At 50.0% G+C, this 24,228-nt stretch carries 18 protein-coding genes, 1 tRNA gene and 1 pseudogene; 7 read left to right on the top strand and 13 right to left on the bottom strand.

Annotated elements, in window-relative coordinates; all coding sequences use genetic code 11:
• Nucleotides 1-19: 19 nt before the first annotated feature.
• From ACM615_RS16280 to ACM615_RS16270, 3 genes are all read right to left on the bottom strand, one after another.
• Nucleotides 20-1,552, bottom strand: coding sequence for a PTS transporter subunit EIIC (locus ACM615_RS16280; protein WP_431012190.1), 1,533 nt, complete (start codon nt 1,550-1,552; stop codon nt 20-22).
• Between the two features lie 147 nt (nt 1,553-1,699).
• On the bottom strand, nt 1,700-2,440 hold the full coding sequence (locus tag ACM615_RS16275) for a MurR/RpiR family transcriptional regulator (RefSeq protein ID WP_112289436.1): 741 nt from the start codon (nt 2,438-2,440) through the stop codon (nt 1,700-1,702).
• A 42-nt stretch (nt 2,441-2,482) separates the two neighbouring features.
• Entirely contained in the window at nt 2,483-2,986 is a 504-nt protein-coding gene (locus tag ACM615_RS16270) for a GNAT family N-acetyltransferase (protein WP_120162208.1), read from the bottom strand.
• Nucleotides 2,987-3,243: 257 nt separating this feature from the next.
• On the opposite strand from ACM615_RS16270, the gene ACM615_RS16265 reads away from it, so the two are divergent.
• Nucleotides 3,244-4,434 (top strand): YjgN family protein, encoded by a 1,191-nt coding sequence (locus ACM615_RS16265; protein ID WP_431012189.1) that lies wholly within the window; start codon nt 3,244-3,246, stop codon nt 4,432-4,434.
• Nucleotides 4,435-4,437: 3 nt separating this feature from the next.
• Complete coding sequence (locus tag ACM615_RS16260) at nt 4,438-5,463, top strand: M48 family metallopeptidase (RefSeq protein ID WP_431012188.1); 1,026 nt, start codon at nt 4,438-4,440, stop codon at nt 5,461-5,463.
• A 59-nt stretch (nt 5,464-5,522) separates the two neighbouring features.
• On the opposite strand, the gene ACM615_RS16255 is transcribed toward ACM615_RS16260, so the two are convergent.
• The 5 genes from ACM615_RS16255 to ACM615_RS16235 all read right to left on the bottom strand — a co-directional run bounded on the left by ACM615_RS16255 (nt 5,523) and on the right by ACM615_RS16235 (nt 11,133).
• Nucleotides 5,523-6,494: a fimbrial protein gene (locus tag ACM615_RS16255; protein WP_431012187.1), complete on the bottom strand. Its 972-nt coding sequence runs from the start codon at nt 6,492-6,494 to the stop codon at nt 5,523-5,525.
• A 16-nt stretch (nt 6,495-6,510) separates the two neighbouring features.
• A complete protein-coding gene (locus tag ACM615_RS16250) occupies nt 6,511-9,165 on the bottom strand; it encodes a fimbria/pilus outer membrane usher protein (RefSeq protein WP_431012186.1) in 2,655 nt (884 codons plus the stop codon).
• A 38-nt stretch (nt 9,166-9,203) separates the two neighbouring features.
• Nucleotides 9,204-9,878 carry a fimbrial biogenesis chaperone gene (locus ACM615_RS16245; protein WP_129638115.1) on the bottom strand — a complete coding sequence of 225 codons (675 nt, stop codon included), beginning with the start codon at nt 9,876-9,878 and terminating at the stop codon, nt 9,204-9,206.
• A 115-nt stretch (nt 9,879-9,993) separates the two neighbouring features.
• Entirely contained in the window at nt 9,994-10,530 is a 537-nt protein-coding gene (locus tag ACM615_RS16240) for a fimbrial protein (RefSeq protein WP_431012185.1), read from the bottom strand.
• A gap of 75 nt (nt 10,531-10,605) precedes the next feature.
• On the bottom strand, nt 10,606-11,133 hold the full coding sequence (locus tag ACM615_RS16235) for a fimbrial protein (protein ID WP_431012184.1): 528 nt from the start codon (nt 11,131-11,133) through the stop codon (nt 10,606-10,608).
• Nucleotides 11,134-11,530: 397 nt separating this feature from the next.
• On the opposite strand from ACM615_RS16235, the gene ACM615_RS16230 reads away from it, so the two are divergent.
• Nucleotides 11,531-12,562 carry a LysR family transcriptional regulator gene (locus ACM615_RS16230; RefSeq protein WP_431012183.1) on the top strand — a complete coding sequence of 344 codons (1,032 nt, stop codon included), beginning with the start codon at nt 11,531-11,533 and terminating at the stop codon, nt 12,560-12,562.
• Nucleotides 12,563-12,651: 89 nt separating this feature from the next.
• Here the strand turns inward: ACM615_RS16230 and ACM615_RS16225 are convergent, their stop codons facing one another.
• The 3 genes from ACM615_RS16225 to pepA all read right to left on the bottom strand — a co-directional run bounded on the left by ACM615_RS16225 (nt 12,652) and on the right by pepA (nt 17,613).
• Nucleotides 12,652-15,507: a valine--tRNA ligase gene (locus ACM615_RS16225; RefSeq protein ID WP_431012182.1), complete on the bottom strand. Its 2,856-nt coding sequence runs from the start codon at nt 15,505-15,507 to the stop codon at nt 12,652-12,654.
• On the bottom strand, nt 15,500-15,985 hold the full coding sequence (locus ACM615_RS16220; RefSeq protein WP_112289445.1) for a DNA polymerase III subunit chi: 486 nt from the start codon (nt 15,983-15,985) through the stop codon (nt 15,500-15,502). The genes ACM615_RS16225 and ACM615_RS16220 overlap by 8 nt, the downstream gene beginning before the upstream one ends.
• A 116-nt stretch (nt 15,986-16,101) precedes the next feature.
• Nucleotides 16,102-17,613: a leucyl aminopeptidase gene (pepA, locus tag ACM615_RS16215; RefSeq protein ID WP_112289446.1), complete on the bottom strand. Its 1,512-nt coding sequence runs from the start codon at nt 17,611-17,613 to the stop codon at nt 16,102-16,104.
• 277 nt (nt 17,614-17,890) lie between these two features.
• On the opposite strand from pepA, the gene lptF reads away from it, so the two are divergent.
• Nucleotides 17,891-18,985 carry an LPS export ABC transporter permease LptF gene (lptF, locus tag ACM615_RS16210; RefSeq protein ID WP_112289447.1) on the top strand — a complete coding sequence of 365 codons (1,095 nt, stop codon included), beginning with the start codon at nt 17,891-17,893 and terminating at the stop codon, nt 18,983-18,985.
• Nucleotides 18,985-20,055 carry an LPS export ABC transporter permease LptG gene (lptG, locus tag ACM615_RS16205; protein WP_112289448.1) on the top strand — a complete coding sequence of 357 codons (1,071 nt, stop codon included), beginning with the start codon at nt 18,985-18,987 and terminating at the stop codon, nt 20,053-20,055. The genes lptF and lptG overlap by 1 nt, the downstream gene beginning before the upstream one ends.
• 76 nt (nt 20,056-20,131) lie before the next feature.
• Here the strand turns inward: lptG and ampH are convergent, their stop codons facing one another.
• Nucleotides 20,132-21,271 (bottom strand): D-alanyl-D-alanine-carboxypeptidase/endopeptidase AmpH, encoded by a 1,140-nt coding sequence (gene ampH, locus ACM615_RS16200; RefSeq protein WP_112289449.1) that lies wholly within the window; start codon nt 21,269-21,271, stop codon nt 20,132-20,134.
• 219 nt (nt 21,272-21,490) lie between these two features.
• On the opposite strand from ampH, the gene ACM615_RS16195 reads away from it, so the two are divergent.
• Together ACM615_RS16195 and ACM615_RS16190 are read left to right on the top strand one after the other, a co-directional pair.
• Nucleotides 21,491-21,575 (top strand) — tRNA-Leu (locus ACM615_RS16195).
• Between the two features lie 186 nt (nt 21,576-21,761).
• Nucleotides 21,762-21,842 (top strand): annotated as a pseudogene (locus tag ACM615_RS16190) (Arm DNA-binding domain-containing protein); the annotation flags it as partial.
• 84 nt (nt 21,843-21,926) lie between these two features.
• On the opposite strand, the gene ACM615_RS16185 reads toward ACM615_RS16190, so the two are convergent.
• Nucleotides 21,927-24,228: type I restriction endonuclease subunit R, EcoR124 family (locus tag ACM615_RS16185; protein WP_431012181.1), on the bottom strand; the 2,302-nt coding region annotated here is incomplete at its 5' end.

Genomic DNA, 24,228 nt, shown 5'->3' with positions numbered 1-24,228 from the left:
GTAGATCGTAATTTCAGATTTAATTCATTTCTGCCTGAGTGGCACGTCGGGTTTCTGCCTGTACTTTTTTGGTCGCGGCAACGTCGGGTTCATCTTTAAATCCGACCAGCCAGGTAAACAGCGCACCGAGCACAAAGGCGACGGTAATCGACAGCAGGAAACCGAGAAACTGCGGCATGTGGCCTTCTTTGAAGAACACCGGCAGTACGGCGATACCCGGCAGACAGTAGCTCCATGACACGGCGTTAAAGGAACCGGCGATCGCGCCGCCGATACCGCCCGCGACACAGCTGCACAGAAATGGTTTTTTCAGGCGCAGTGCCACACCGTAAATTGCAGGTTCAGTGATACCAAACAGGCCGGTGACGCCAGCGGACAGCGAGATACCTTTCATTTCGCGGCTGCGGGTTTTCAGGTACACGCCAAACATACTGCCGGTCATCGCGAAGACCGCGGAAGCCTGCAGACCGGTAAAGGTGTCATAACCCAGCGTAGCGTAGTTGCCGACGGTGACCGGCGTAATACCCCAGTGAACGCCCAGCGTTACCAGCGGCTGCCAGAATGCACCTACCACGAAACCGGCAATGGTCGGGCTGAGGTGATAAAGGGTGTTATAAACGCCGCCAATCGCGCCACCAATCAGGTTTCCGACCGGGCCAAACACCAGCAGCGTCATCGGTACCATAATCGCGATACAGAACATCGGTGTGAACAGATTGCGGATCACCACTGGCAGCACTTTATTAAAGAAGTGCTCGATATACGACATTGCCCAGACCATCAGAATGATCGGGATAACAGACGCGGTATAGCTCAGGTATTTCACCGGAATGCCGAGGAAATCGAGCGTCGGTGCGGAAACCGGAATACCGACTACATTCTGCAGGATATTCGCCATATCAGGATTGCTGACTGCTTCACGCATCAGCTGTTGCATGGCCGGATCGGCGGAGTTGATCGACGTAATTTTAAATGCCGTCACCATATTCATGTAATCAGGGCTGATCAGCGCGCAGGCCGTAATCACTGCGGTAAACGGATTGACGTTGAATTTTTTGGCTGCGGTAAACGCAATCATCACCGGCAGGAAGGTAAACGCTGTCCAGGACACAAAGTTGAGAATACGGTAGGTGCCGCTGTTCGCGTCCATAATGCCGACGGCAGCGAAGAAGGAGATAATTCCCTGCAAAATACCGCACGCCGCAAGCTGATAAAGAAACGGTGTAAAGATGCTGGAGATAACATCCATTACGCGGCTGACGATGCCCACATTGGGCGCGGAAACCGGTGCGTTTTCGTCAATCTCAATCAGTTTCAGAACCTGTTTATACGCGTCGCTCACGTGGTTGCCGATCACTACCTGCATCTGGCCGCCGGCCTCGATAACTGTAATCACGCCTTTCACGCGTTTTAATTCTTCTTTATCGACGGCGTTATTATCTTTCAGAACAAAGCGTAAGCGGGTGGCGCAATGTGTGATGCTAATCACATTATTATCGCCGCCAATATATTTAACAATATCCTGAGCTGTCTGAGCGTAATCAATAGCCATTATTTATTATTCTCCTGCGGGTATACAGAGGTGAGCTTTTTTGTTTTTTTACTCGTTGGCAGGAGTGTAGCAAAAGAAAGGGTATTGTCACGATATAACAAAAAACAATTCGGGTGATTTGTTACATCTTAAAAACACCCTGTTTTTTCATTGCGCTGAGTCACGTTTTATTAAAGGTAATTTCTTTCCGATGGTTTCAATAATATAAAGTACGGGGATCTGAGTAGTAATATTATATTGCCCTTCGAGCACGATTTGCGGCATGTGGTAGGAAATGTTGAGGTCTGCCATCCGCGCCAGCGTTGAGGTTTCGCTGTTAGTCAGGCTGATGATCTTGCAGTTATGCTGGCTGAACTGCGTGGCAAAACGCAGGACTTCTTCCGTTTCACCGGAGACAGAGAGAATAATGGCGATAGCATCTTTATACATATCGCTGTTGATCGGAAAATAAGGGTCGTCAATAAAAGTGCTGAATTTCCCGACATTCGAGAAAAAGCGTGCGCTGTATTTTCCCAGTGAACCGGATGTTCCCACGCCAACAAATATAATACGCTGGGCATTCGCTATTTGTTTTGCCGCCTCATCTAATAACTCATCGAACTCGCTGTTATTAATACTTTTGAAATAGCTGATGATCTCGCTAATTCCAAATGAAACAGGCGGCTTTTCTTCATGTTCTAAAAACAGTTTAAAACGGATACGAAACTCAGAGTAACCGTCGCAATCCATTTTCTTGCAAAAGCGCAGAACGGTTGTCGTTGAGACGCCCGCCGCATCAGCCAGTTCACGTATGGTCATGTACATGACCTTATCGCCATTTTTGACGATGTAGTTATAGACCGTCAGTTCCAGTTCGTTTAACGCTGAAATGGCTTTGTGTGTGAACATGTGATGCCTGTTTGCAAAGAGCTGATAAAGAAAGAAACGGTGTCAGAGATGTTTTAACATCGTCACTTCACAGTCGACATGGCCGGTATTGCCCATTGCGCCGTCAATGTGTTGAAAACCCAGACGCTCATACAGCGCGATAGCCTGTGTAAGACTGGCGGTGGTTTCCAGATAGCAGCGGGCAAAACCCTGTGAGCGCGCATGTTCAATGGCCTGAAGCGCCAGACGTTTCGCCAGCCCCTGACCGCGCAGGGAAGGCATGAAATACATCTTCTGTAATTCACACAAATCGTGTTCTGCGCCTGAGAGCGGAGCAACACCGCCGCCACCGGCGACCACACCATCCAGTTCCACCACCCAGTAAGCACAACGCGGCTGGCTGTAGCTTTCATACAGATGATCTAAATTCGGATCAGCGACGGTATAGCCTTTATCGGCAGTCAGGCCAAATTCGGCTGATACGTGGCGGATTACGTTAGCGATGGCGGCATTATCTTCGGGACGGATCGGGCGCACCAGCACGCTGACAGGAAAGGTGGTCGTCATGTTGCTCACTTAGTTCCCACAATGAATAATCAAACAGACCGTTTTAATACCATCTTAGGGCGTGCCGATGCAACGCCGCAGGCGTGTCCCGCTGATTTTACTTATCTCAAATGAGAATTTTTTTCATTGGCAGAGGCAATAATTCGTTGCCTGCAAGGTCAGGGGCGTGATTAAATCTTCGGCGTTATATATCGTGCTACGCAACCTTCTTTTTTTAAGGAGGGTGTTTCTCATTCCTTTCAGGACGAAAGATATAAATGTCAGATAATAATCACTACAACGATAACCTGCATCAGGTGCGTTTTCATGGCAAGGGCGGGGAATATTTCGCAATATGGCTGGTTAATGCATTATTAACCATCATTACTCTGGGGATTTATTCTGCCTGGGCGACCGTTCGTCGTCGCCGTTATTTTTTAGGTAATACCGAAATTAACGGAGATCGTTTTGACTATCACGCAAAGCCCATTCAAATATTGAAAGGGCGTCTGCTGGTGATCGGCGGCATTATTGTTTTCTATATTCTGGCGGCGATACTCCCTCAGTTAGCATTGTTGATTGCGCTGGCTTTTCTGGCGTTACTGCCGTGGGTGGTTATCCGCAGCTGGCGCTATAACGCGATCATGACCAGCTTCCGCGGTGTGCGTTTCAACTATCACTGCAAAGTGGGGCGTGCTTACTGGACAATGTATCTGTGCCCGATTTTATTAATGCTGGCGTTGTATATTCCGATTACTGCCGTGGTGTTGATTGCAGTTCAGATGGCCAGTATTAGCGCCATATTAATAAGCGTCGTAATAGTTGTCGTGGCATTGGTTCCGGGCGTTGCGGCGGTTCAGGGTATTATCAGCGCGATGACGCATGACTTGTACATCAATAATCACTTTTTCGGAAATACTGCTTTCCGCGCAGAGCTGAAAAAGTCGACCTTTATTAAGTACAGCTTATTAGCCATCGTATTATTCCTGCCTTTCCTGATTGTGGCGTTCTGGCTGATGGGCTCGTTCTTCACCACGATGTACCAGATGGTTGCGATGGGGGCGATGTCTGATGATATGGCCGGTGCAATGCTGTTAAGTAACTTGTTCAGCTTCCTCATGGCTTTCGTCGTGCTTATCGTCGGTGCATTGGTCGTGGCCAGCTATCAGGTGGTCGCTGTGCGCAATTATGTCTTAAATCAGACGCAAATCGGTGAGCGCGTAAAACTGCGTTCATCCATGAAAACGGCCTCTTATCTGGGACTGCTTTTCACCAATGCGCTGATTGTGGTCTTCTCGCTGGGTCTGGCAACGCCGGTGGCGCATGTTCGTGCGGCGCGATATATGGCGGAGCGCACTGCGGTGGTAGGTGATCTGTCCTTACCTGACATCAACGCTCATCATGACGCGGCCAATACAGCGCTAGCAGAAGAAGTCGCGCAGGCGTTTGACCTCGGCATCGGTATGTAAAACATGATCATCGAAGGCTTTTATCAGCCTGCGGGACGGGCAGCACGTGAGGCTGCCCGCCTTTTTTTGGACGACGATCAGCGTCTGACTCTTGATGCGCCACCTGCAATTCAGGTTTTTTCTCTGCGCGATATCGAGGTTTCTGACGCGCTGGGTTCCATTCCCCTGTTTCTGACTTTTCCCGACGGAAGCCGTTTTGTGCCTGCCGATGACAGTGCGTTCCGGCGCTGGCTGCGGCAGCATCGCAGGCCGGGCTGGATATACCGCATGGAAAGCCATAAACGCGGTGTGCTTCTCACACTGGCAGCGACCTGCGTGCTGGTGGCCTTTTATATCTGGGGCGTGCTGCCGTGGGTAAGCAATGTCATTGCGCAGCGAATACCGACGACGATTGAACAAAATCTCGGGCATCACACGCTGACACTTTTGAGAGCCAGTGATTTCCAGGATTCGACGTTGCCTGAAGAAAAGCAGAAAGCCCTTCAGCAGCTCTTTCAACAGGTGACGCCACCTTCATTACGCCATGACCGTACCCCGGTCAGACTGAAACTGATGAATATTCCGGACGTCGCCAACGCGTTTATGCTGGCGGACGGCACGCTGATCCTCAGCGACAAACTGGTGACATTGAGCCCCGGAGATGATGCCCTGGCGGGTGTTATGCTGCACGAAATGGGTCATCACGCTTACCGGCATCCGATGCGCATTCTGGTGCGTTCTTCGCTGGTATCACTGACGTTGTTGTGGATGACCGGTGATGTCAGCGGTATCGGGGATACGTTATTGCAGACTGCATCACTGGCGAATGAATTGCAGTTTTCGCGCGGGATGGAGCGTGAGGCGGATGACTGGGCGATTGTGGAAATGAAGCGGGAAGGGCGCTCGCTGGAAAAAATGGCTGAGATTTACCGTCGTTTGTCCGCAGAGGCGCAGAATGAAAAAGCGAATGAATATCTCCCTGACTGGCTGAGTACGCACCCTGCTATGACGTCGCGAATAGAACATATCAGGAAGGCTGAGAGAGAATAGGATTTATCAGTAAAAGTGTCTGACGGACTCTGGCAATAGAACCCGTCAGACGTTAACGCTTACTCGTAGGTGACGGTAAAGTTCGCTACGGCGTTAGCAATACCCGTTTTGATGGTATCGGCGGTTTGTATATAGGCGGCGGTCAGTGGAATATTGAATGCCCCCTCTTGCGTGGTCTTGGTGACAAAGGTTTTCTGATCGAAAACGACTACTTTATCATTCATCTTAAGCTGGATGCCTACGCCTTCAGCCCCGCCTTTAGTCAGATCAATAATGCCATTGCCCAGTGTCGAGGCCGCATCGAAACTGATATTCACCGTGGTGTCAGCGTAACATTGCAAAGGGATCTGTACATTCACCGGCTTGAGCGTGGAATTTTTGCCCGTAAAATCTTCTTTCTTCGCAATCCCCATCGGTACAGGGATCGCACTGTTGCCCGTGATTTCGCAGGATGCCTGCTTAACCACGACGGTGCCAATGTTCACGTCAAAGACATTTCTTTCGCCTGTACTGTCCTTCATGCGAACATAAACCAGGTTACCCGATATCGCGTTGCCGGGAACGATATTGCCCGTTTTAACGAAATCAACTTTTACGTTAGTAAGATAAATTGGCGAGGTACCATCCCCTTCAACGGTATTGTAAATAAATCCTCGGAAAACGGACAAACCATCTATTGCGACTCGTATTCCGACCCCCTCGATCCCGCTTTCATACGTCATGCTATCTGATAAGGGTAAATAAGCAGAGGTATTTGCAATATTGGCTTTATTGTATTCACCGGCACAGTTGTTGGCCAGTACAACCTGCTGGTTATAGGTGTAACTTCCGAGTATGGTGCCTACTGGCTGGCTTTGTATGGCCGTAATCTGGCGATCCACGGTCACTTTCCCAAATGTGGAAGGATAGTCGCAACGGCCCAGTGCCATGGCATTATGCACGCCGCAGGTCAATAGCAGCACGGCCAGCAACGATCGCAGACTGTTTTTTGCAGAGACACTTTTCTTCAAAATAGCGATAAAATTCTTCATGTTACTTCCTCATGCCTTAGTGGCATTGCGCCGTAATTTGTTTAATCAGCGCAGACGGGTCACTGGCATTGCTGCCGGCCAGCGTGTAAGCACCTTTACACTGCTCGTTGCTGCCGTTGCCCCATTTCGCCATGATGTTGCCGGTTTCCGGCAGGCCGGTCAGGTACACTTCGCCGTTGTCACTGACAATGCCGGTGACGGTGCTGTCGTTGTCCAGCAGGCTGACGGTGGCACCAAATGGCACCGGTTTACCCATGAACAACATCTGCACCAAAGCACGCTGACCGACGCGGGTTTTGAAGTCTGCACGCACTACCGCGCCGCGGGTTGGGATCACCGTCTGGGTGTTCATGTCCATATCCACGTCGTCAGCAAAGCTTTCGGTTTCCAGCGTCACGCTGTTTTTACGGTATGGCTGGGCATAAGGCACGACCGCATAGCCACGCCAGTCGGTGTGCACGCCGCTGTTGTTTTCGACATCAACATCATCGGCTCCCGGCGCTTTCACCAGCGCAATGGTGTCACCCAGCGGCTGTGACAGCGTGATGCCGTTTTCGTGGATCAGTACGCCGCCCTGAAGGCCGTAGCTCCACTGGCGGGTATCCTGGTCATAGCTGTAACCGAGGCTGCCTTCGCCGGAGCCGCCTTTGTAATCCATGCTGGCATTACCGGACGCGCCGCTGCCCTGATTTTCATATCCCTGCTGTGCGGAATAACTCAGGTTTTTATCATCCAGCAAGGTGCCGCTGATACCGGCCTGCTGAACGGTGGAACCATGACGTTTGGTGCTCATGTTGTAGGTTGCCCAGGTGCCGGATGGCCCCATGAACTTATCGAGCGGCACCGACATGTTGAAGGCAAACACCTGATCCGCCTCGGTCATGCCCGGGTTTTTCGAGTAGTTGTAGTTAAAGCCGTAGGAGATGCCGTAAATGCTGGTGTTGTAACCGAGCTGTAACAGCTTCTCTTTACCGTCGCCGCCCCAGTAATCCTGCTGGCTGCCGCTGACATAAATCGACCCGTAGTCGCCGATTGACTGGTTGACGGATAACTGCATTTTGCTGCGCTGGTTGTGCGAGCGGTTGTAGTTGTCGAAATCGTTATCGGTGTCTTTCTGGTAATCCTGCACGTCACTGAAGGCGTAGTAGCCTTCGGTGGAGTAACGGTAACCGGCGATTTGCAGGTTAGTGTCCGTTGCCTCGAAGTTCTTGGCATACATCGCCCGGTAGGACTGACCTTTTTTGGTGCCCAGCGCATCATCAAACTCGCTGGTGGCCTGGGTGGCATCAAATGACACGGCACCCACGGAACCTAAGTCAAAACCAACGCCGACGTTCGCCGCACGATAGTTTTCGGCATACTGCACGCCACCGTAAACAGTGGTGCGCGCCGTCAGACCGTAAATATTAGAAACCTGAATAAAGTTCGGCGTCTCGGTATCGTCATTACCTGAGCGGTATTTACCCAGCGCCAGGTTGTATTTGAAGCGGCCTTCACGTTGTAAAATCGGCACGGAACTGGTGGCAATGTTGAATTTGGTGGTAGAGCCGTCAGATTCCGTCACCGTCACTTCCATATCGCCGCCGTTACCGGACGGATAGAGATCCGTGATGGCGAAAGGCCCCGGCGAAACGTTGGACTGGTAGATCACATAGCCATTCTGTTTGATAGTGACCTGCGCATTAGACTTGGCAATGCCGCGCACCGTCGGTGCAAACTGACTCATGGAGTCCGGCAGCATCTGGTCGTCGGAGGCCAGTTGCGCACCGGTAAACTGGACGCTGTCAAACACGTCGGCTGGCGTGGAATATTCACCCAGCGTCAGTTGCCCGCCCTGCAGGAAACGCACGTCACGCTGCACGTAGGTATTAATCGACTCAAACTTACTGGTGTTAGTGTCGTCTCCCCCGTGCGAACCTTCGCTTTGCTGATTGCTGTAGGTCGAGTAGTTACGCAGACGCCACGCGCCGAGGTTGGCGCCGCTGCGCAGGTTAACGAAGTTACTCTTTGACTGACCGCTGTCGTCGCGCTGCGTGGTAGAGCCGGAATAGCTGTAATTGAGCATAAAGGCGGCGATACCGTTATCCCAGCGCTTCGGGTCAACCGAGTTGCGCGGGCGCATATTTACACCGATTTGCGGTACGGTAATGTCATAGCGCTTACGGTTTAAATCCAGATTTTCAGTGGCCTGCGGCACATAGGCACTCAGTGGTTTGGTCAGCTGTGCATCAGGTGCAACGGCTTTCAAATCAGGGAATACGTCCAGCTTGACGCCGTACTCTGCCATCTCGGCCGGCGTAATCGCGCCATAGAGTTTACCCGGCGCATCCGGCAGGCTGACGAACTCGACGTTGCGTGAGTCAACCTGCTGGTTATTCAGGTAGATATCCACCTGATAAGTGCCGGGCATCTGCCCGCCCTTTTCAGCGAAATAATCCAGATTGACGTTTTCCATATCGCCGCCATCACCGACAGCCTTAAGCATTTCCGCGTTAAACGTTTCTGCAGAAAAAGCCAACCCGGGAAGAGATAACAATATGAAAAAGGATAAGGGTTTTAATAAAAAAGAGCGGGCAGCAGCGTTACCGTTAAATGCGCTGCTCTTTCTTTTATCACCTTTTATTCTGGTGTTGTCTTTGTCCTGACGATTTTTAATATTGTTATTTTCCATAATAAACAGACATTCCCGATTTTAATTTTTCAACTTAATTAAATTGATGCTTTGGCTTTTTCTGTTAATCCGCCGAAGTCATTAATAGCCTGCCAGACGATGCTGTTTCCCATCGGAGTATTGTCAATTTTTAGCGAGGATTTTGGTGGCACCATATAACCTTCTTTTAACTCTTTGCCATTGATGCTGATTTTAGTCATGTTGACGTAATAAGGCGTCGGGTTACTGGCAGTGATTGCGCTGCCTGAGCGTGTGAAGGTCAGTTGCTGATACGCTTTGGCAATCGCGTCTTTATTGTTCAATGCCGTCGGGCGATAGATCAGTTTGATGCGGGTATTGATAGAGAACTGAAGGGAATTCTTTTCTTTAGATGCAGGAGGAATAGCCAGCGTGTTGATCCAGTAAACAGACTCTTTGTCCTGCGCTAATGACGACGAAGTTTGGGTAATACGCACGGCATTATCCTGACCTGGTTCGATGCGGAACAGAGGCGGAGTGATAATAAAAGGTACCTTCTCACCTGCTTTGTCAGAACTTACCCAGGAGCGAATAAGATAAACATTCGAGTCTTCGGTATTTTTAACAGAGAGTGAAGCCTCTTTCATATTGCCGTTATAAATAACGCGGGTAGCACCGACAGAAAAACCAGCAAATGAAGGTGCAGATAATGCGATCAGCAATAAAGATAAAATTGACTTTTTATAAAATGACATAATTAACCTTAATAGTTGAAGGTAATGATCTCACTGTAATTTTGAGGGAGTTAGATGAAATGGCTGAGGGGTACCTCAGCCATTTTATTAAAAAACACACGTATTACAGAGGGTATTACTCGTAAGACATAGTGAAAGTTACTGGCACATCAATAGTACCTGCAACAGCAGCACTTTCAGTGGTGGTTTTAGTTAAACCAACCAGGTAGTTCAGGGTATTTGTTGCACCAGGAACGATAGCTTGATCACCACCGAATTCTTTTGGTGTAATCACAGTGTTGGTTGCAGCATCGGAAATCACAATACCCACGTAACGTGCAGTTGAGTTACCAACAAATACACTTGGGGTAATGCCAGAAGTTTTGCCATCAAGCTTAATTTTAGCAACAGACAAACCTTCCGGGCAGCCAGCCAGCGTGATGCTGAATGGTTGCTGCAAGCCTGCTGAAGTACTACCAGCAGCCAAAGTATTTAATGATGATGCAGCGTAGCTATCAAAATTCACTGGCACGACAGTGCTGGTTGCAGCAACTGAACAAGAGCTTGCGCTCACTTCACCGGTGAAGTTCAGGGAACCATCATCTGCCTGAGCAGCTGAAACACCCAGACCCAACATAACAACTACAGCAGCACTTAATTTTTTCATATTCATGATCGGTTTAATCCTTTTAACCAAATTCTATTAACTTGGTGTTTAATTTTCAGCAAGCTAATAAATCGGGAAATATTAGTTGTAAGACAGAACAAAAGTAGTTGTTGCGTTGAATGCACCACCGGTAACGTCTGTAGAGGTAGACATTGCTGCTGCTTCCAGATTAATGGTTGCAACGCCGGTTTCAGCATTGATCGGTGCAGCTGCAGAAGCAGAATGCATTGGGATCAGTTCGCCGCCTTTGTTGTAAATCGCAATACCCAGGCCGCTTGCCGTTGAATCGGAAGCCAGTGCCAGCAACTGGTTGTTAGTTGCATCAGATGCACCGTTCGCAGTAAACATTACGCCAGTCTGAGAAATAGGGCATTCAGTCAGGTTCAGGACGATGTCTTTTTTCTCTGAAATTGCGCCAACGTCTGCAAAGCTTTCAGCGGACAGGGTATCAAATGGCACGTCAGTGGTGCTGCTTGCATCAACTGTGCATGAAGTTGCAATAAGAGTACCAGTAACATTCAAAGTACCAGTATCACCAGCGTTTGCGCCCATTGCTGCAACCATACCGGCAGCCAGTACACTCATTTTAAAAAACGAAGTCATTTTCATTACTATTCCTTTATTTTAACAAACACGCCCTTCATAAGAGCGGGTGGTGGATGATAAAGAGATTTTATAAGCCGGTACCCCTTATCGTTGGAGCGCATTATTCCTAGTTGTCGTATGAATCACCATGGCATTCGCTGAATGTACTATTCAGTAAACTTAAAAATGGATATATCTGTATGAATCATGGTGGATTTATATGATATTTTTATTTTTTAAAAAATACGGCGGATTTAAATTTAAGTTAGTTAAAGGTATAGTTCAGTAAAGTGTATTTAATACCGGATATATCCATTTGTTTGTTGTTATTAGTTTTATTCTTAAGAGACTATTAATAATGAATCCCCATCTTTTACTCATCAAATTATAAGAAATTTAAGTACAGGTAAGGAGACCAAAATTGAGTATCTTGACTATGATAGATGGTGAGGATGCGAACTCACGCATTTCACCAGAGATCAGAGGACTGGACAGCATGAAAGAAAACACGCTCACCGATCGTTTTAAGATGGTGAAGAATTTTGATCTCAATCTATTAACCACCTTCGAGGCGGTTTTTATTCATCGCAGCGGGACTAAAGCTGCAGATGCACTGGGCATCACCCCTTCAGCTGTCAGCCAGGCACTGGGGCGTTTACGTATTCATTATAATGATGCGTTGTTTATCAGGGACGGAAAGGCACTGGCACCGACCACCGTCGCGATTGGTATACATGAAGGGCTGGCTGAAGCTTATGACAACATGATCGCCAAGCTGCAGAATATCTCATTTGATTCTCTGCCGACCCGGCTTGTGGTTCACTGCTCGCCGTATATCTCTATGTTTACGATTAACGTAATGCGCAAGGTGCTGGATGAAATTGCACCCGACTGTGAGATAGTGCACAGCACCAGCGGTAATTCTATTGCTGAAACGGAAGATGCGCTTATTTTCCGTAAGGCTGACATCATTTTCGATGCACATCCTCATATCAGCCACTCGCGTGTAAGCCAGCATATTGCCAGTGAAGTACCGGTGATGATTTGCCGGAAATTTCATCCGCGGCTGACCGGTAGTCTGACACGGGAGCAGGCCGCAGAAGAGAGCCATATTTTCGTGGATTCCGAGAGCGCCAGTCTTTTGTCTAACCGGTTGGATGTGAATGCTCTTCTGCAACTTGACAGAAAGTGCCGATTTATCAGCCCTTCACTGCTCTCTATTATTTCGATGGTTGAATCATCCGACATGGTGGGTTTTATCACGGAGCGTTTCTATCAGAAAATGAAAGACTCTTTTGATATTCAGAAGTTGTCGATTGATGTCACATTGCCCTCTCAACCTGTCTACATGATTTATAATAAAGCCGCACTGAATAACCAGTTTTTCTCGACACTGGTGAGAAAGATGTCCGATATATTTTTGCAAGAATTTCAGAATAACGCTCTGCGTTAATCAGTTTGTGTCAGGAATAAAAAATGCCAGTCAGGTTTCCCTGACTGGCATTTGTGTATATAAGGTTTAACGCTTATATCAGACTGAGATTACAGCGCCGCGATCGTGGCTTTCTGTTCTGCCAGTTTCACTTTTGCATCACCGCAGGCAGCAAGACGTTCGCGCTCTTTGGCGACTACGGCTTCAGGCGCACGTGCCACAAAACCTTCGTTAGACAGCTTGCCTTCGATGGACGCAATCTCACCATCCAGTTTCGCCATCTCTTTGTCCAGACGCGCCAGCTCGGCATCTTTATCAATCAGACCGGCCATTGGGATCAGCAGCTCTGCGCCTTCCACCAGCTTGGTGACAGACACCGGGCCTTTGTCGCCAGCAGGCAGAATGGTGATGGATTCCAGACGCGCCAGAGACTTAATGAAGCTCAGGTTCTGTTCCACACGACGCTGTGCATCGGCACTTGCGCCACGTAACAGCAGTTCCAGCGGCTTGGCCGGAGACAGGTTCATCTCGGCACGCACGTTACGGATAGCGATGATCGCCTGCTTGATCCACTCGAGATCGGCCAGCGCCAGTTCGTCCGCTTTCGCTGCATCAAACTCAGGGAAAGGTTGCAGCATAATCGTTTCTGCCGTGATGCCTTTCAGTGATTTGACACGCTGCCAGATGGTTTCGGTGATGAACGGGATGATCGGATGCGCAAGACGCAGCAGACCTTCCAGCACTTCTACCAGCGTATGGCGGGTGCCGCGCAGTTGCGCTTCGTTGCCACCGTTCATGACCGGCTTGGTCAGCTCCAGATACCAGTCGCAGAACTGGTTCCAGGTGAATTCATACAGAATGCTGGCAGCCAGATCGAAGCGGTAGTTATCCATCGCTTCACGGTACGATTTCACCGTGCGGTTATATTCCGCGAGGATCCAGCGGTCAGCCAGTGACAGCTCAAGTTCGCCGCCGTTCAGGCCACAATCCTGATCTTCCGTGTTCATCAGCACGAAGCGGCTGGCGTTCCACAGCTTGTTACAGAAGTTGCGGTAGCCTTCAAGGCGCTTCATGTCCCAGTTGATGTCACGACCGGTAGACGCCAGCGCGGCCAGCGTGAAGCGCAGGGCATCGGTGCCGTGTGGTTCGATGCCGTTCGGGAATTGCTTCTCGGTGCGCTTGCGGATTTTCTCTGCCAGCTGCGGCTGCATCATGTTGCCGGTACGTTTTTCCAGCAGGTCTTCCAGCGAGATACCGTCGATCATATCCAGTGGATCGATAACGTTGCCTTTGGACTTGGACATTTTCTGCCCTTCGTCGTCGCGGATAAGACCGGTCATGTAGACGGTGTTAAACGGAACCTGTGGCTTGCCGTTTTCGTCTTTCACAAAGTGCATGGTCATCATGATCATGCGCGCGATCCAGAAGAAGATGATATCGAAGCCGCTGACGACCACGCTTGAAGGGTGGAATGCTTTCAGGTCAGGCGTTTGTTCCGGCCAGCCCAGCGTGGAGAATGTCCACAGACCGGAAGAGAACCAGGTGTCGAGCACGTCTTCATCCTGAGTCAGCACAACGTCTGCGCCCAGATTGTTTTCGCTGCGCACTTCCGCTTCGTCACGGCCAACAAACACGTTGCCTTCGGCGTCATACCACGCAGGAATGCGGTGTCCCCACCACAGCTGACGGGAAATACACCAGTCCTGAATGTCGCGCATCCAGCTGAAATACATGTTTTCGTACTGTTTAGGCACGAACTGGATTTCACCTTGCTCAACGGCTTCTACCGCCACTTTTGCCAGCGGCGCAGTACGCACGTACCACTGGTCAGTCAGCATTGGCTCAATCACCACGCCGCCACGGTCGCCGTAAGGTACGGTCAGATCGTGAGGTTTGATTTCTTCCAGCAGGCCGGCTTCGTCAAACGCAGCGACCACGGCTTTACGCGCAGCAAAGCGCTCCAGGCCACGGAACTGCTCAGGAATATCGTTGGCACATGCATCGCTTTCTTCGCCATTAGTATCAAATACTTCAGCGGTCTGGCGGATATCGCCATCGAAAGTCAGGATGTTGATCATCGGCAGGCCGTGACGTTTACCGACTTCATAGTCGTTAAAGTCATGCGCAGGGGTGATCTTCACGCAGCCGGTGCCTTTTTCCATGTCGGCGTGTTCATCGCCAACAATCGGAATACGACGTCCCACCAGCGGCAGAATGATTTCTTTGCCGATCAGATCTTTATAACGCGGGTCTTCCGGGTTAACCGCCACGCCGGTATCACCGAGCACGGTTTCCGGACGGGTAGTGGCGACTACCAGATAATCTTTGCCTTCAGCGGTTTTCGCGCCGTCAGCCAGCGGATAACGCAGGTGCCACATGGAACCTTTGGATTCGCGGTTTTCGACTTCCAGATCAGAGATAGCGGTACGCAGTTTCGGATCCCAGTTCACCAGGCGTTTGCCGCGGTAAATCAGATCTTCTTTGTACAGACGTACAAACACTTCGCGCACGGCGTTGGACAAGCCTTCATCCATGGTGAAGCGCTCGCGCTCCCAGTCCACGGAATCGCCCAGACGGCGCATCTGACGGGTGATCGTGCCGCCGGATTCTGCTTTCCAGTCCCAGATTTTGTCGATGAACGCTTCACGGCCATAGTCGTGACGGGTTTTGCCTTCTTCAGCCGCGATTTTACGCTCAACCACCATCTGCGTTGCGATACCCGCATGGTCGGTACCCGCCTGCCACAGCGTATTTTTACCCTGCATGCGCTGATAGCGGATCATGGCGTCCATGATGGTTTGCTGGAAAGCATGACCCATGTGCAAGCTGCCGGTAACGTTCGGCGGCGGGATCATGATGGCAAAGCTTTCTTTACTGGTATCACCATGCGGCTTGAAATAGCCCTGTTGTTCCCAGTGCTCGTAAAGCGGCTGCTCGATGTCTTGCGGGTTATATGTCTTATCCATTTCGCTTCGTATTTTCGTCGGTCGATGTGGTGACTGAGGGCGGCGTGGCCGTCGTCAAAGAGAAACCCACGCTGCGATAGGCTTTGTAGCGTTCGCGCGCAAGCTGTTTAAGGGAATCTTCGTAAGGAACGAAGTCTACCACTTCATGGAAAGCAGTAGCAAAATCTGCAAATTCGGGCATCAGGCTGATCAGCAGGTCGCGCGGCGCATTGCCGCGTTTGCCCGGCCAGCATAACTCGACCGGCGCACCAAAGCGCGGGCCTTCTCCGGCCAGATTGTGCGGGACAAAGTGGCTGGGATCGCGCTGCCAGAGCGCTTCATCCAGACGCTCGGCCTGTTTCTGATCTTCACAGGCCAGCAGAACACGTTTGCCCATCCGGTAACGTTCAGCGGCGACCAGACAGGCCAGCGCTTCGTGTGAGCTAAGCTCGCCACTGGCGTCGGGCGCATCGAGAAGAAAGAAGGTTGCCTGTTTCATGATGAGTTCACTGTGCTGCTGAGAAAAAAACAGGGGCGCAACTGGTGCGCCCGCCTGTAAGAGGCCTGGCGAACCAGACCCTGATACCGAAGATTATAACTTATTTAGCCGGGGAATCACTCATCGCCATCAAGCCCTGCGCGGTTCAGCAGGAACTGTGACAGCAGCGCAACCGGACGACCGGTCGCCCCTTTATTTTTACCTGAACGCCATGCGGTACCGGCGATATCCAGATGTGCCCAGCTGTATTTACGGGTAAAGCGCGACAGGAAGCAACCGGCGGTGATAGCACCACCCGGACGGCCACCGATGTTCGCCATATCCGCAAAATTCGAATCCAGCTGGTCCTGATATTCATCAGCCAGCGGCAGACGCCATGCGCGGTCGCCCGCCTGTTCGGACGCGCCGATCAGTTCGTGCGCCAGCGGATTGTGATTCGACAGCAAACCGGTGATGTGATGGCCAAGGGCAATCACGCAGGCGCCGGTCAGCGTGGCAACGTCAATCACCAGCTCAGGATCGAAACGTTCAACGTAGGTCAGCGCATCGCACAGTACCAGACGGCCTTCGGCGTCGGTATTGAGCACTTCCACCGTCTGGCCTGACATGGTAGTCAGGATATCGCCCGGACGGAACGCCTGACCGCCAGGCATGTTTTCACAGCCTGCCAGCACGCCAATCACGTTCAGCGGCAGATTCAGTTCAGCCACCACACGCATCGCACCGTAAACGGCCGCAGCACCACACATGTCGTACTTCATTTCATCCATATCAGCCGCTGGCTTAATGGAAATACCGCCGGAATCGAAGGTCAGACCTTTACCGACGAGCACGATAGGCTTAGCGTCCGGATTAGGATTTCCTTTATATTCCATCACCGACATCAGTGATTCGTTCTTAGAACCCTGACCTACCGCCAGATACGCATTCATCCCCAGCTCTTTCATCTGCTGCTCGCCGATTACGCGGGTAGTGATGTTGGTGCTGAACGCATCTGCCAGCTGACGGGCCTGTGACGCCAGATAAGCGGCGTTACAGATGTTCGGTGGCATATTGCCGAGATCTTTCGCCGCTTTGATACCGGCTGAAACCGCCAGACCGTGCTGAATGGCGCGCTCACCGCTGGTCAGTTCACGGCGGGTTGGCACGTTGAAGACCATTTTACGCAGCGGACGGCGCGGTTCGGTTTTATTGCTTTTCAGCTGATCGAAGGTATAAAGCGATTCTTTCGAGGTTTCGACGGCCTGACGTACTTTCCAGTAAGTATTACGTCCTTTCACGTGCAGCTCGGTGAGGAAGCAAACGGCTTCCATCGAACCGGTGTCGTTGAGGGTGTTGATAGTTTTCTGGATCACCTGTTTGTACTGGCGCTCATCCAGCTCGCGCTCTTTGCCGCAACCAATCAGCAAAATGCGTTCTGAAAGAATATTCGGTACATGATGCAGCAAGAGGGTCTGGCCCACTTTGCCTTCAAGTTCGCCACGGCGGAGCAGGGCGCTGATGTAGCCATCACTGATTTTATCGAGTTGTTCGGCAATCGGTGACAGGCGGCGCGGTTCGAAAACGCCGACTACAATACAGGCACTGCGTTGTTTTTCCGGGCTACCGCTTTTTACGCTGAACTCCATGCACTCTCCTGAATCTTAAAGACAAGGGCGGGAGGTACGGCTAGAATGAGTCGCCGGAGACACTCTCCCGTCATTGTGTTAACGACCTGTGTTAACCTAAACGGCGTTAGTTTTTATTTTGGCGGCTATAAGCAAGTTCCTATAGGACACCCCAATTCTCGGTGTTGTAATACTATTTTAGCTGCGAAGGTTGCCATATGATGAGAATAAATGACGGATTAGCGATGAAACTAGCGATTTTCCTTCAAAAAGACAAGTTTTCACAGGCGTATTAAGCGTGATCATCATTAGATATCTGGTTAGGGAAACCTTCAAGAGCCAATTTGCCATTCTGTTCATTTTGCTTCTTATCTTCTTCTGTCAGAAGCTGGTAAGAGTGCTCGGAGCAGCGGTTGATGGCGATATCCCAACAAATTTAGTCCTCTCTCTTCTGGGCCTTGGCGTTCCGGAAATGGCGCAGCTTATTCTGCCGCTCAGCCTGTTCCTTGGCCTGCTGATGACGCTCGGTAAACTTTATACCGACAGTGAAATCACGGTCATGCATGCCTGTGGTCTCGGAAAACGCTCACTGGTCATCGCTGCAATGGTTCTGGCGCTATTTACGTCAATCTTTGCTGGCGCGAACGCTATCTGGTTGAGTCCGTGGTCGTCCAAACATCAGGACGAAGTGCTGGCGGAGGCGAAAGCCAACCCAAGCATGGCCGCGATGGTCGAAGGCCAGTTCCAGCAGGCACAAAACGGCAATGCGGTTCTGTTCGTCGGCAGCGTGAAAGGCAAAGAATTCCATAACGTGTTCCTGGCTCAGCTACGTCCGAACGGCAATCAGCGTCCTTCTGTCGTTGTGGCAGATAAAGGGCACATGCTGCAGCGTGCTGACGGCTCACAACAAGTGATGCTGGACAAAGGCACGCGTTATGAAGGCACCGCATTGTTGCGTGATTTCCGTGTCACGGACTTCACCGATTATCTGGCGGTTATCGGCCATCAGACCGTGCAGCTTGACCCGAATCAGTCTGATCAGATGTCCATGACGCAACTCTGGAACTCTAACGAACCGGAAGCCAGCGCAGAGCTGAACTGGCGTTTAACGCTGATCGTATCCGTGTTTATTATGGCGTTGCTGGTGGTTCCGCTCAGCGTGGTTAACCCGCGTCAGGGCCGCGTTCTCAGCATGCTGCCGGCTATCCTGCTGTATCTGATTTTCTTCCTGCTGCAAACCTCGCTGCGCTCTAACGGCGCGAAAGGCAAGCTGGATCCGTTCCTCTGGATGTGGGGAACGAACCTGCTCTACTTTGCACTGGCATTGGTGCTTAATGCGTGGGATACCTTGCCGGTTCGCAAGATCCGGGCGCGTCTGAGAGGAGTTGCCTGATGTTTGGCGTATTAGACCGTTACATTGGTCGCACTATTTTCAACACCATCATGATGACGTTGTTCATGCTGGTGTCACTCTCCGGCATCATCAAATTTGTCGATCAGCTGCGTAAAGTCGGGCAGGGCGGATATTCTGCCGCCGGTGCCGGGTTATACACCTTGCTTAGCGTGCCAAAAGATATCGAGATTTTCTTCCCGATGGCGGCGCTGCTGGGCGCATTGCTTGGCCTCGGTACACTGGCAACACGCAGTGAACTGGTGGTTATGCAAGCCTCCGGTTTCACCCGTATGCAGATTGCTGCTTCCGTAATGAAAACGGCGATCCCGCTGGTGCTACTGACCATGGCGATTGGTGAATGGGTTGCGCCGCAGGGCGAACAAATGGCCCGTAACTACCGTGCGCAGCAGATGTACGGCGGTTCATTACTTTCCACGCAAAACGGTTTGTGGGCGAAAGACGGGCACGACTTTATCTATATTGAACGTGTGGCAGGTGAGAAAGAGCTGACAGGCGTCAACATCTATCATTTCAATGATCAGAACAAATTGCAGTCAGTCCGTTATGCCTCTTCGGCAACGTTTGACGGCGGTGAGTGGAAACTCTCTCAGGTAGATGAATCTGACCTGACGGACAACCTGCAGATCACCGGTTCTCAGACCCTGACCGGTGTCTGGAAAACTAACCTGACGCCGGACAAGCTGGGCGTGGTGGCGCTCGACCCTGATGCATTGTCGATCAGCGGCCTGCACAACTATGTGAAATATCTCAAGCAGAGCGGGCAGGAAGCAAAACGTTATCAGCTGAATATGTGGAGCAAAATCTTCTCACCACTGTCTGTTGCGGTGATGATGCTGATGGCGCTGTCGTTCATCTTCGGACCTCTGCGCAGCGTGCCGATGGGCGTGCGTGTGGTGACCGGGATTTGCTTCGGTTTCCTGTTCTACGTACTTGACCAGATCTTCGGCCCGTTAAGCCTGGTTTACAACATTCCGCCGATACTGGGCGCACTGTTACCAAGCGGACTGTTCTTCGTCATCAGCATGTTCTTACTGCTGAAAAAACGATAACTCCGCAGTGCAGATAAACAAAAAGCAGGCTTCATAAGCCTGCTTTTTTTACGTCTGAAGATTGTCTGCCGGAGCGTCAGATCTCGTTATTACGCACCAGATCGGCGACCAGATCGTTCACGCCATCACTCATGTTCTTAAACTTGGTCAGTTCGCTGCGGGTAACCACCACGAACACGCCAACACCGCGCTGCGGCACCATCGCGACATACGTGATAAAGCCGCCGCCACCGCCGGTTTTCTGAATGATGCGCGGCAGCAACGGCGTTGGCGCCATGGTTACCCAGCCCATTCCCAGCGAGTCCGCCATGCCCGGCACATCCATCCCTTTGAGCGACACCAGATCTGATCGTTTGTAATACATCTTCTGCGCCATATCGGCGGTTGTGGTGCGTTGTCCGAGGAACTGACGCATCCAGCGGCCCATATCGGCAGGCGTTGAATAAAGACCGCCACTGCCCGCTGCTGCAATCGTATTGATGCAGGGACTCGGACGCAGGCCTTCCATCAGGCGCGAACACTGGCTGGCGTTTGGCGTCAGCGTGGTATCGATCATGCCCAGCGGCTTAGTGATTTGATCGCGCAGCAGTTGTGTATAAGGCTGATTAGCGGCTTTTGACAGCGCATCGGAAAGCAGGTCAAACGCCAGATTGGAGTAAGACGCGCGGGCGCCCGGTGGCACAGTGAGTTTTGCGACGCTCAGCCAGGTCCAGCGATCGCTTTTCGTCGGCCAGGTAAAGACGGCACGATGCGCCGCACCGCCCGGCTGCTCACGCGGCAGGCCACTGGTGTGCGTAGCCAGATTCAGCAGCGTAATCGGATTTGTGCCGCTGTAAGCCGGCACGCGCGCACCGGCCGGAGCATATTTACGCAGCGGGTCATTAATGCTGACTTTTCCCTGCTGCGCCATTTTCACCAGCACTTCGCTGGTAATGAGCTTAGTCAGCGAGGCGATACGCACCACGGAGTCTTCACGCGGACGTAAATCGGAGCCCGGTTTTGTTTCCCCGAAGCTGCGGAAAACCTGCTGATTATTATCAACGACCACCAGCGCCATTCCCATTGCGCCACTGCCGTAAAAGATGTGTTCTGCATGGTCATCCACGACCTGCGACGCCAGACGCGCAGTAGTCTGCGCGTGGCTCCATAAAGGCGTACTGGCGAAGGCCAGCGCGAGGAGCGAAAGTGAGAGTTTTTTCAACAAGCTGGTATCCATCAACAGGGCAAGATCTATTCGTGATTTGTATACTAATGCGAAGTTTGAAAAACGGCACCGGAAAAACGCGGGCAAAACGAAGATTTTTGTCAGTAAATCCTCACTGCGTTGCGGTGTATGACTGTTTTTTCAACACTTAAACCGAACAACACGGGATAACTATTGCGTGACCCGCTGGGCTGGGTATAATGCCCACGTTTTCCGCATACTACTTTCAGTGCCGAAGTGGCGAAATCGGTAGACGCAGTTGATTCAAAATCAACCGCCGCAAGGTGTGCCGGTTCGAGTCCGGCCTTCGGCACCATTAGTATGTAAATAGACCTCAACTGAGGTCTTTTTTTATGCCTAAAATCCATCATTTACCTGCCTTTCTCGCTATATTAACTCTCTCAAGGTCAACCGACTTCAACGTACATCTACCCACACATGTTGGTACAGATGATGGTATTTCCGGTTCGATAATGCTTGTACCAACAGGGAGGGGATAAGCATGGCTCTAACAGATATCAAAGTCAGAACAGCCAAACCAACGGATAAGCAATATAAGCTGACGGAAGGCAACGACTTTTATCGAGGTCATGATGCAGTACCTCTAATAAAGAACACTCAGCATAAGCGTGTCAGGACTTACGCTGAGGGAAGCACGTCCATTACATTACATCACTTCACCAACAACATCACTATCACTCAAGAAATCATCCGTTTGTGCAAAAATAAACTGCTTTAAAAATTGATCAATGCGTATATTCAACTTAAATGGAGGTATGGTTACGCCGTCTTGTTTTTCAAAATAGATCTTAGCTTTTGCCTTATCTACCGAATCTTTTAATGCGTCGAAGCGACCAAACTCGTTGAGATTCTTATCATTAACACTATCAGCCATTAATGCGATGAGTAGTCCTTTATCTAAACCAAGAGCATTAACAACTGTGTTTAATTGGGCATTTTCAGCGTTATCTTTGTAGGTGTTGATGTAGTCTCTAAAAGTATAGCCTTCAAGTAGTTGCGCATCGCCGCGCTGCAAGTCGTGCAAGAAGAGTTTGGCGTACTTTTGCTCAATTTGGGTGAGCGTTGCAAACGACTTGTGCAGCTCATTTAATGTGGATTCAATACTCTCTGGGTCTTGATGTTTGTTCAACTCTTTTAAAAATTTATCAAAGCGGCTGTTCATATAGTCGGCATCGATTTTGCCGGTATCTATTTCAGTTAAATAACCACTGATATCAAAAGGCACATCGCCGCCACCAGCACCGTCGTGATCACCTTTGCCTACCAACTCTTTATAGCGGAGGGCAAGGCTCAGGTAAGTTTGTTCGTCTATGGTCAGCGTTATCTCATGTTCTACATCATTTTCAGTAAAAGAATAGACCGACTGTTCCCAGTGCAAACCTTGTACTTTAGCCGCTTCCTGATGCTGGCTAAAGGTGTTAAACAACTTGGCAAATTGGGCACAGGTTTCTATATCGTCTGGCAGTTTTTCAAAGTTCTCAATACCGGCGCTAACAAATAGCTCGGTAATGTCAGCCACTGATTCATTCATGGCTTTTAAATTGCTTTCTAACTTATCAACAAACAAGCCGATAGGCTTATCGCCGGAGTAAAGTTTTACCGCGGCATTAATGTGCTGCTCCATGGTATGTGGATAGCGATAATAACGAATGATGCCGTGGGGTTTGTCGGGGCCAAATAAGCGATTGGTGCGAGAGAAGGCTTGAATAATATTCTGATACTTAATTACCTTATCTAAATACAAGGTATTAAGCCATTTCGAGTCAAAACCAGTGAGCATTTGATCTACAACAATCAGTAAATCCAATTGCTTCGAAGGCTCGGTATGAATACGCTCGTAAGGCTTTTTATGGGCAAGCCGCTTGGCTACATCTTTTTTAAAACCTGCATGGTGCGCAAAATCATAATCCTGACCGTAACGCGCGTTGTAGTCGGCCATAATTTCGTCTAAGCCATCCCCTTTAAAAGTGGGGCCACGGTCACCACTGTCGTCGTTATCAATATTAGGATCAAATAAGGCTGTGATTTTCAGCTCAGGTTTAGCCGCTTTTAAAAGCCGGTAATAGTCAATGGCTTCAGCGATACTATTCGTGGCTAAAATGGCGTGAAACTTATTGCCTTGGCTGAGAACATCCCATTTATCTAAGATGTCACTGACGACGTTTTCCTGGTGGGTGACAGTTGAATATTGGCTTTTAGGTACATAGTCTTCAATACCTTTGTGATATTTTCCTGTGGCATCTTTATAACCAGCCATAGGTACATCGTTTATGTAGTGATTAAACTTTTTCTTTTTAGCTGGATCCGCCATCGCATCAGCAACCGACCCAGCCTTGGCTTGTTCTAATGCAACTTCTTTCCTTAAATCACTATCTTTAAAGGTAGGCACTTTATAAGGATCAAAGCCCAAAACGTTACCATCACGTATACCATCCGCTATGCTATAGCGATGCAGCTCGTTACCAAAAACATCAGCAGTAGTATTGCTATTGATTTTATTTTCATCATGAATCGGCGTGCCGGTAAACCCAAAAAATAGTGCCTTAGGGAATGTTTTTTTAATGCTTACTAACATACCTAGTTTATTTTCTTTACCACCACTCATCGTCGAACGGTGCGCTTCATCAATAATAAATACCAAGCGCTTAGCTCGGATTTTTTCTATGTCTGCAGAATTTGTTGCGGCCCCCTCATCATCAACTTCTTCAAAAATATTACTCATTTTTTGAATGGAGCTAACAATTAAAGTATCGGCGGGGGCGGTGCTTTTTAATGTGGTAATCAGTACATGAGTATTTTCGGTGGCTTGAACGTCTTCGCCATCGCTAGCAAAATTGCGATATTCAGTCAGCGACTGGGTACCCAGCTCAATCCTGTCCATTAAAAAAATCACTTTATCGGCATCTTTGGATTGTGCAATCAACTGCGCCGATTTAAAGCTGGTCATG

Source organism: Rahnella sp. PAMC25617, from assembly GCF_050606005.1.
Lineage (GTDB): Bacteria > Pseudomonadota > Gammaproteobacteria > Enterobacterales > Enterobacteriaceae > Rahnella > Rahnella variigena.
This window is presented reverse-complemented; position numbering and strand designations above follow the sequence as displayed.

Coding starts and splice junctions, on each gene's coding strand:
- ACM615_RS16280 (WP_431012190.1), bottom strand. CDS start 1,552: ATGGCTATTGATTACGCTCAGACAGCTCAGGATATTGTTAAATATATT.
- ACM615_RS16275 (WP_112289436.1), bottom strand. CDS start 2,440: ATGTTCACACACAAAGCCATTTCAGCGTTAAACGAACTGGAACTGACG.
- ACM615_RS16270 (WP_120162208.1), bottom strand. CDS start 2,986: ATGACGACCACCTTTCCTGTCAGCGTGCTGGTGCGCCCGATCCGTCCC.
- ACM615_RS16265 (WP_431012189.1), top strand. CDS start 3,244: ATGTCAGATAATAATCACTACAACGATAACCTGCATCAGGTGCGTTTT.
- ACM615_RS16260 (WP_431012188.1), top strand. CDS start 4,438: ATGATCATCGAAGGCTTTTATCAGCCTGCGGGACGGGCAGCACGTGAG.
- ACM615_RS16255 (WP_431012187.1), bottom strand. CDS start 6,494: ATGAAGAATTTTATCGCTATTTTGAAGAAAAGTGTCTCTGCAAAAAAC.
- ACM615_RS16250 (WP_431012186.1), bottom strand. CDS start 9,165: ATGGAAAATAACAATATTAAAAATCGTCAGGACAAAGACAACACCAGA.
- ACM615_RS16245 (WP_129638115.1), bottom strand. CDS start 9,878: ATGTCATTTTATAAAAAGTCAATTTTATCTTTATTGCTGATCGCATTA.
- ACM615_RS16240 (WP_431012185.1), bottom strand. CDS start 10,530: ATGAATATGAAAAAATTAAGTGCTGCTGTAGTTGTTATGTTGGGTCTG.
- ACM615_RS16235 (WP_431012184.1), bottom strand. CDS start 11,133: ATGAAAATGACTTCGTTTTTTAAAATGAGTGTACTGGCTGCCGGTATG.
- ACM615_RS16225 (WP_431012182.1), bottom strand. CDS start 15,507: ATGGATAAGACATATAACCCGCAAGACATCGAGCAGCCGCTTTACGAG.
- ACM615_RS16220 (WP_112289445.1), bottom strand. CDS start 15,985: ATGAAACAGGCAACCTTCTTTCTTCTCGATGCGCCCGACGCCAGTGGC.
- pepA (WP_112289446.1), bottom strand. CDS start 17,613: ATGGAGTTCAGCGTAAAAAGCGGTAGCCCGGAAAAACAACGCAGTGCC.
- lptG (WP_112289448.1), top strand. CDS start 18,985: ATGTTTGGCGTATTAGACCGTTACATTGGTCGCACTATTTTCAACACC.
- ampH (WP_112289449.1), bottom strand. CDS start 21,271: ATGGATACCAGCTTGTTGAAAAAACTCTCACTTTCGCTCCTCGCGCTG.